Origin of the sequence: Nocardioides sp., assembly GCF_024509035.1 — a bacterium.
Classification (GTDB): Bacteria; Actinomycetota; Actinomycetes; order Propionibacteriales; family Nocardioidaceae; genus Nocardioides.
This window is the reverse complement of the sequence record NZ_JANINT010000127.1, coordinates 1-6,368: the sequence shown is the minus strand read 5'-3', so window position 1 is coordinate 6,368 and position 6,368 is coordinate 1. Positions and strand designations below refer to the sequence as shown.

5 protein-coding genes are annotated in these 6,368 nt (G+C 72.2%); 1 reads left to right on the top strand and 4 read right to left on the bottom strand.

Translation table 11 applies throughout. The features are described from left to right. Positions 1-103: 103 nt before the first annotated feature. A complete protein-coding gene (locus tag Q0L15_RS10525) occupies positions 104-2,815 on the bottom strand; it encodes an MMPL family transporter (RefSeq protein ID WP_296604193.1) in 2,712 nt (903 codons plus the stop codon). A gap of 47 nt (positions 2,816-2,862) precedes the next feature. Between Q0L15_RS10525 and Q0L15_RS10520 the strand changes: the two genes are divergently transcribed. Further along, a complete protein-coding gene (locus tag Q0L15_RS10520; RefSeq protein ID WP_296604192.1) occupies positions 2,863-3,498 on the top strand; it encodes a TetR/AcrR family transcriptional regulator in 636 nt (211 codons plus the stop codon). Here the strand turns inward: Q0L15_RS10520 and Q0L15_RS10515 are convergent. The 3 genes from Q0L15_RS10515 to Q0L15_RS10500 form a co-directional block, all read right to left on the bottom strand. Continuing rightward, positions 3,495-4,067 carry a TetR family transcriptional regulator gene (locus Q0L15_RS10515; RefSeq protein ID WP_296604190.1) on the bottom strand — a complete coding sequence of 191 codons (573 nt, stop codon included), beginning with the start codon at positions 4,065-4,067 and terminating at the stop codon, positions 3,495-3,497. The two genes, Q0L15_RS10520 and Q0L15_RS10515, sit on opposite strands and share 4 nt — an antisense overlap. 153 nt (positions 4,068-4,220) lie before the next feature. Next, entirely contained in the window at positions 4,221-5,684 is a 1,464-nt protein-coding gene (locus Q0L15_RS24965; RefSeq protein WP_366939563.1) for a fatty acid desaturase, read from the bottom strand. Positions 5,685-5,825: 141 nt separating this feature from the next. Continuing rightward, positions 5,826-6,368: ABC transporter permease (locus Q0L15_RS10500; protein WP_296604189.1), on the bottom strand; the 543-nt coding region annotated here is incomplete at its 5' end.

Below are 6,368 nucleotides of genomic sequence, written 5' to 3'. Positions count from 1 at the left end.
ACCCGGTCGCCGAGCGACCACAGGCCGCCCGCGGCGAGCAGCGCGGGGATCAGGGTGAGCGCGAGCAGCGCCCGTCCGGTGCTGGGGGTGCGACGGTCGCGGGTCACGGCGCGGTCTCCTTCTCGGCCGTCGGGATCGGCCACAGCGGGTGGTGGGGTACGTCGGGCTCCGTGCTCGCGCCGGCGACGACGGTGATCCCCCGCTCGACCAGCGCGGCGAGCGTGCGCCAGCGCTGCTCCTGGACCGCGCCGGCGGTCTCGTCGACACGGTCGACGACGACGAGCGGGTCGGATGCCGGGTCGGCAGCCGGTCCGGCCGGTCCGGCCAACCGGTCGAGGGTGGCCTCGTCGGGGAAGTCCGGCAGGTACCAGACCCGGGCGCGCACCGTCAGGGCCTCGGCCGGCAGCACCCGGTCCTGGACGACGAGGACGCCGTCGGTGATCGGCAGCCGCCCGGCGAGCGCGGCGAGCAGGGCGGCCCGGGCGCGCGTGTCGGGCAGCGCCACGACGGCCAGGGTGCGCGGCGGCACGACGAGCGAGACCGGAGGCAGCACGGTGCGGCCGTGGCGGTCCACGACGGTGGCACCCTCGGCACGCACCGCGGCCGGGCCGTGCTCGCGCACCCAGGCCTCGTGCTCGAGGTGCACCTGCAGCCCGGCGCCCTCGACATCGAGGTGCGGCAGTCGCGAGTCCAACCAGCGCGGCAGCCACCAGGCATGGCGCCCCAGCAGCGCGAGCAGCGCCGGGCCGAGCGTCATCCGGACCAGGAAGGCGTCGACCAGGACGCCGACGGCGAGGCCGAGCGCGATCGGCTTCACGATCGCGTCACCGTGCGGGACGAACGAGGCGAAGACGCTGAACATGATGACCGCGGCGGCGCCGACGACGCGCGAGCTGGCGGTGAACCCGGTGACGACCGAGCGGCGGGCGTCGCCGCTGTGGACGAAGTCCTCGCGCATCCGCGAGACCAGGAACACCTCGTAGTCCATGGCGAGCCCGAACAGGACGCCCATCAAGATGATCGGCAGGAACGAGATCACCGGACCGACGCGGGCCACGTCGAGGGTGTCGGCGAACCAGCCCCACTCGAAGACGGCGGCCACGGCGCCGAAGGACGCCGCCACCGAGAGCAGGTAGCCCAGCGTCGCCTTGATCGGCACCGCGATCGAGCGGAACACGATCGTCAGGAGCAGCAGGGACAGTCCGACCACGACCAGGCCGAAGGGCACGAGCGCGCCGGAGAGGCGATCCGAGACGTCGATCGTGACGGCGGTGTGGCCGGTGACCTTGAGGTCGGTGACGTCGTACTTCTCCTCCAGCGCGGTACGCCGGTCCCGGATCTCGCGGACGAGGTCGGCGGTGGCCGGGTCGGTCTGGCCGGTCTCGGGCACGACCTGGATCACCCCGAGGTCACCGCCGGGGTTGGGTGTCGCCAGCGGCACGGCGGCCACTCCGTCGAGCCCGGCGAGGTCCGCGGCCAGGTCGTCGACGACGCCGATCGGGTCGGTGGTGCGGATGATGTCGACCGTGACGAGCAGCGGGCTGTTCCAGCCCGGGCCGTAGGCCGAGCTCACGAGGTCGTTGGTGACCCGCGAGGTGCTGCCGGGCGGGTCCGACCCGCGGTCGGGGAGCCCGAGGTCGAGGTCCGGCGCGGGGATCGCGAGGACGAGCAGCGCCGCGACGCTGAGGATGACGGTGACGACGGGGAGGCGGGTGATCCAGCGCGCCCAGCGGGCGCCGAGGCTCGCGGGCTCCGGGCCGCTGTGGGTCAGGTCCACGACGCCGTGGCGGGCGGCGCGCGACCCGGGCCTCGGTCGCAGCCGCTCGCCGGCCAGCGCCAGCAGCGCGGGCACCAGCGTCAGCGCGACGGCCACCGCGACGGCCACGCCGGCGGCCGCCGCGAAGCCCATCACGGTCAGGAACGGGATGCGCGCGACCACCAGGCCGCACAGCGCGATGATGACGGTGGTCCCGGCGAAGATCACCGCGCTGCCGGCGGTCGCCACCGAGCGGGCCACGGACTCCGACACGTCCATGCCGGCCGCGAGCTGCGAGCGGTGGCGGAAGACGATGAACAGCGCGTAGTCGATGCCGACGGCCAGGCCGATCATCAGGGCCAGCGTCGGCGTCGTGCTCGTGACGGTCGTGAACGCGGCGACCGCCAGCAGGCCGGTCATCGTCGCGCCCACGCCGATGAGCGAGGTGAGGATCGGGAGCCCCGCGGCGAGCAGTGAGGCGAACGTCATCGCGAGCACGACCAGCGCGAGGAGGACGCCGATGCCCTCGGTCGCGCTCACGGTCACCGTGGTCGTGGTGAAGATCGACCCGCCGAGGTGCACGTCGAGGGGGCTGTCCGAGGCGACCTGCGCGGCCTCCTCGAGGTCCGCGACCGTCTGGTCGTCGAGGTCGTCGAGGCCCTCGTCGAGCAGCACCTGGGCCAGGGCGTCGCGACCGCCGTCGGACAGCAGGTGCTCCGAGCCCTCCGCGAACGGGTCGACGACGCGGGCCACGTGGTCGACGGCCTCGACGCGCGAGAGGATGCGTCGTACCTCCTCGCGGTGGTCGGCGACCCGGTCGCCCTCGGGGGCGACGAAGAGGACCTGGGCGCTGGTCCCGGCCAGCAATGGCATCCGATGGTCGAGGGTGTCGATGCCCTCCTGGGACTCGGTGCCGGGGATCGTCATGTTCTGCTGGAACTGACCGCCGAGCAGGCCCGCCGAGGCACCGACCAGGAGGAGGAGCGCCAGCCACCCGGCGAGGACCCAGCGCGCGGATCCGGCGGCGAGCCGGCCGAGACGATAGAGGAACGAGGACACGTTCAATACGGTAGCGTATTGAATACATCAATGAATCGAGAGGCCCCATGACGACCGCCACACCCACCGCCGGCTCCGGCAGCCCCGCCCCACGACGCCGGGAGAACACCCGCGCCCGGCTGGTCGAGGCGAGCTTCGGCGTGTTCGTCGAGAAGGGCCTCAAGCCGGTGACGGTCGACGACCTGGTCGGCGCCGCCGGCTACACCCGCGGTGCCTTCTACTCGAACTTCTCCAGCATCGAGGAGGTCTTCTTCGAGGTGTTCCGCGAGCGCGGCGAGGGCATGCTCGCCGCCGCCTCGACCGCGATGGAGGCGGTGCCCGAGGAGGACTTCACGATCGAGTCGATCGGCTCGGTGCTCGACGCGGTCCGCGCGCAGGGGCGCGAGTGGTACATCCTGCACGCGGAGTTCACGCTGCTGGCGCTGCGCGACGAGCGGGCCCGCGCGGTGCTCGCGGACTTCTCGGAGCGGTTCCGGGTCCGACTGGCGGCGGTCATCGAGGACGTGCTGCGGCGCCTGGGACGGGTGGCCGACCGGCCGACCGAGGAGCTCGCCGAGATGGTCGCCGCCCTCCACCTCCACGCCCTCGGCCAGGGCCTGGTGGGCTCAGCGGTGCTCGGCGCCGACGGCATCAGCATGGACACCGTCTCGGCGCTGGTGCTCGGCTTCTCCCGCCCGGCCTAGCCGCGCGGTGCCTCGAGCACCCGGGCAGCGATCCAGGCGATGTCGTCGGCCGTCTCCGCAGGGGTGCCCGAGGGCTGCATGACGTGGCTGAGCACCACCCGGACCACCACGTCGATCGCCGCGTCGAGCCGCCGGCCCTCGAGCCCGAGGGCGTACGGCGCGAGCCGCTCGGCGACGACCAGCTTGGCGGCCGCGAGCAGCGACTCGGCGTGGGTGGTGAGCAGCGGCAGCAGCTCGGTGTCCGCGCCGTGCGTCGCCGAGACCACGGCGTGCAGCAGCAGGTTGTCCTGGGCGAGCTCGAGCACGCCGCCCGACGCGGCCCGGATCGCGCCCACCAGGTCGCTCGGATGCTCGTCGAAGGCCGCGGTCACCACCCCGAGGAAGCGCTCGAGCTCGTGGCCGATCATCGCCTCGGCCAGCCCGGGCTTGGTGCCGACCTCGTTGTAGACCGTCTGCCTGCTCACGCCCACCCGCTCGGCGAGCGCGGCCATCGTGACCGTGGACCAGCCGCCGTCCACGGTCATCGCGACCGCCGCGTCGATGATCCGCGAGCGCGTGGTCGGAGGCATCCCCCGAGTGTAAGGACGCGCCCGCCCGCCTCGACCCGGAGGCCGAGACGCGGGGATGCTCGGCGGCTCAGGCCCGGAAGGCACCCACCAGCTCGGCGAGCCGCGATTCGGTCAGTGCTCCCTCGACGCTGCCCTCGGCGTCGAGCAGCGGGGTCAGGCGTTCGCCTCGGTGAGCGGCACGAAGTCGACCTTCTCGCGGACCCCGCAGTCGGGGCAGCACCAGGTGTCGGGGATGTCTGCCCAGGCCGTGCCGGCGGCGAAGCCTTCGTGCTCATCACCGGCGGCGACCTCGTAGGTGTAGCCGCAGCCCGGGCACCGGGCGGCGAGCACCTCGTCCACCGCCCCGGTGGTCGAGCCTGTCGAGACCCCCGCGGCCGGCACGGCCTCCGGTGCCACCGGCGGCGGGTACTTCGCGAGGATCTTGTCGCGCTTGCGCGGGCTGAGGTTGGCTCGCGACAGGTCGCCGTCGAAGTGGGCGAGCACGCGGGGGTCCATCACCCGTCGCCAGACCGCCGGGACGATGGCGAGCACGATCATGCCGGCGTACCCCGTCGGCAGCACCGGTGACTCCTCGAAGTCGCGCAGGGACTGGTAGCGCCGGGTGGGGTTGGCGTGGTGGTCGCTGTGGCGCTGCAGGTGGTAGAGGAGCACGTTCGTGGCGATGTTGTTGGAGTTCCACGAGTGCGTCGGGTCGACGCGCTCGTAGCGCTGGCGCTCACCGACGCCGACCTTCTGGCGCAGCATCCCGTAGTGCTCCATGTAGTTGACGACCTCGAGGAGCGAGAAGCCGACGACCGCCTGGATCACCAGGTACGGCACGATCCCGACGCCGAGCCAGGCGACCAGGCCGCCCCACAGCACCGCGGACATCAGCCAGGCGTTGAGAACGTCGTTGCCGAGGCGGAACGGGTGCTGCTTCTTGCGGGCGTAGCGGCGCTTCTCCAGGTTCCACGCGGACCTCAGGGAGCCCGAGACCGTGCGCGGCCAGAACTGGTAGAAGTTCTCGCCCACGCGTGACGACGCCGGGTCCTCGGGGGTGGCGACCCGGACGTGGTGCCCGCGGTTGTGCTCGATGTAGAAGTGCCCGTAGAAGCTCTGGGCCAGCGCGATCTTGGAGAGCCAGCGCTCGTTGGCCTCGCGCTTGTGGCCGAGCTCGTGGGCGGTGTTGATGCCGATGCCGCCGATGCACCCGATCGACACCGCCAGCCCGACCTTGTCGAGCACGCCCAGGTCCGCGCCGCCGGCGATCAGCCACATGGCGCCGACGAAGCCGGCGTACTGGATCGGCAGGAACAGGTAGGTGATCCAGCGGTAGTAGCGGTCCTTCTCGAGCGCCTCGATGACGTCGTCGGGCGGGTTGGAGCGGTCGAGGCCCGCGATCAGGTCGATGGCCGGGACCACGACGAGGATGACGATCGGGCCGATCCAGAACCAGATGCCCCAGCCGGTGAGCTCCCAGGCGCCGTAGCCGATGAAGGCCAGCGACGGCACCACGAGGCCGATCAGCCACAGGTAGCGCTTCTTGTCCTTCCAGGTCGCCGTCGACCCTTCGGGGACGGTGCTGTGCGGGACGGCCGGCGGCGTGGCCGGCGGGGTGTCGGGCGTGCTGGCGGTCATGGCGGGCCTCCTGCGAGATGACGGGCGTCACGTCGAGGGCTTTACAAAACCACACCAGATGTCAAGTGTCTAGATCTTCGAGTGCACAGATGTGCACCACTGCACGTCGACCCGCCCGAAAGTTTCGGGCGGGTCGACGTCTCAGGCGTTCTCGCGGCGGAAGGTGACGGTGCCCCACCAGGTGCCGAGGGCGGCGAGGAGCACGGCCCAGACCGTCCCCCACAGCACCGCCGAGGTGGCGAGGTCCCCGGCGAACCCGTCGCGGACCGCGTCGACGATGTAACGGAACGGCATGAAGTCGCTGGTGCGCTTCAGCCACCCCGGACCGAGGGTCATCGGCAGCAGGATGCCGCTGAGCAGCAGCACCGGCATCATCACGATGTTGATCACCGGGGCCATCACGTCCTCGCTCTTGGTCGTGAGCGCGAGAGCGTTGGACGCCGCCGCACACGCACCGCCGACGACCAGCGTGATGAGGACGCCGAGGGCGATGCCGGCCACCGAGCCGCGCATGCCCATCGCGACGCCGAGGCCCACGAGGATCAGCGCCTGCACGAGCAGCTGCAGGACGTCGCGGGTCAGGCGGCCGACCAGGAGGGCCGACCGGTTGGCGGGCGTCACGCGCTCGGCCTCGATCACGCCCTCGCGCCACTCGCCGATCAGCCCGAAGCCGGCGAAGAACGC

Bases quoted from the DNA above. Each gene is read 5' to 3' on its own strand.
- Q0L15_RS10520 (WP_296604192.1), top strand. From the start codon at position 2,863: ATGACGACCGCCACACCCACCGCCGGCTCCGGCAGCCCCGCCCCACGA.
- Q0L15_RS10515 (WP_296604190.1), bottom strand. From the start codon at position 4,067: ATGCCTCCGACCACGCGCTCGCGGATCATCGACGCGGCGGTCGCGATG.
- Q0L15_RS24965 (WP_366939563.1), bottom strand. From the start codon at position 5,684: ATGACCGCCAGCACGCCCGACACCCCGCCGGCCACGCCGCCGGCCGTC.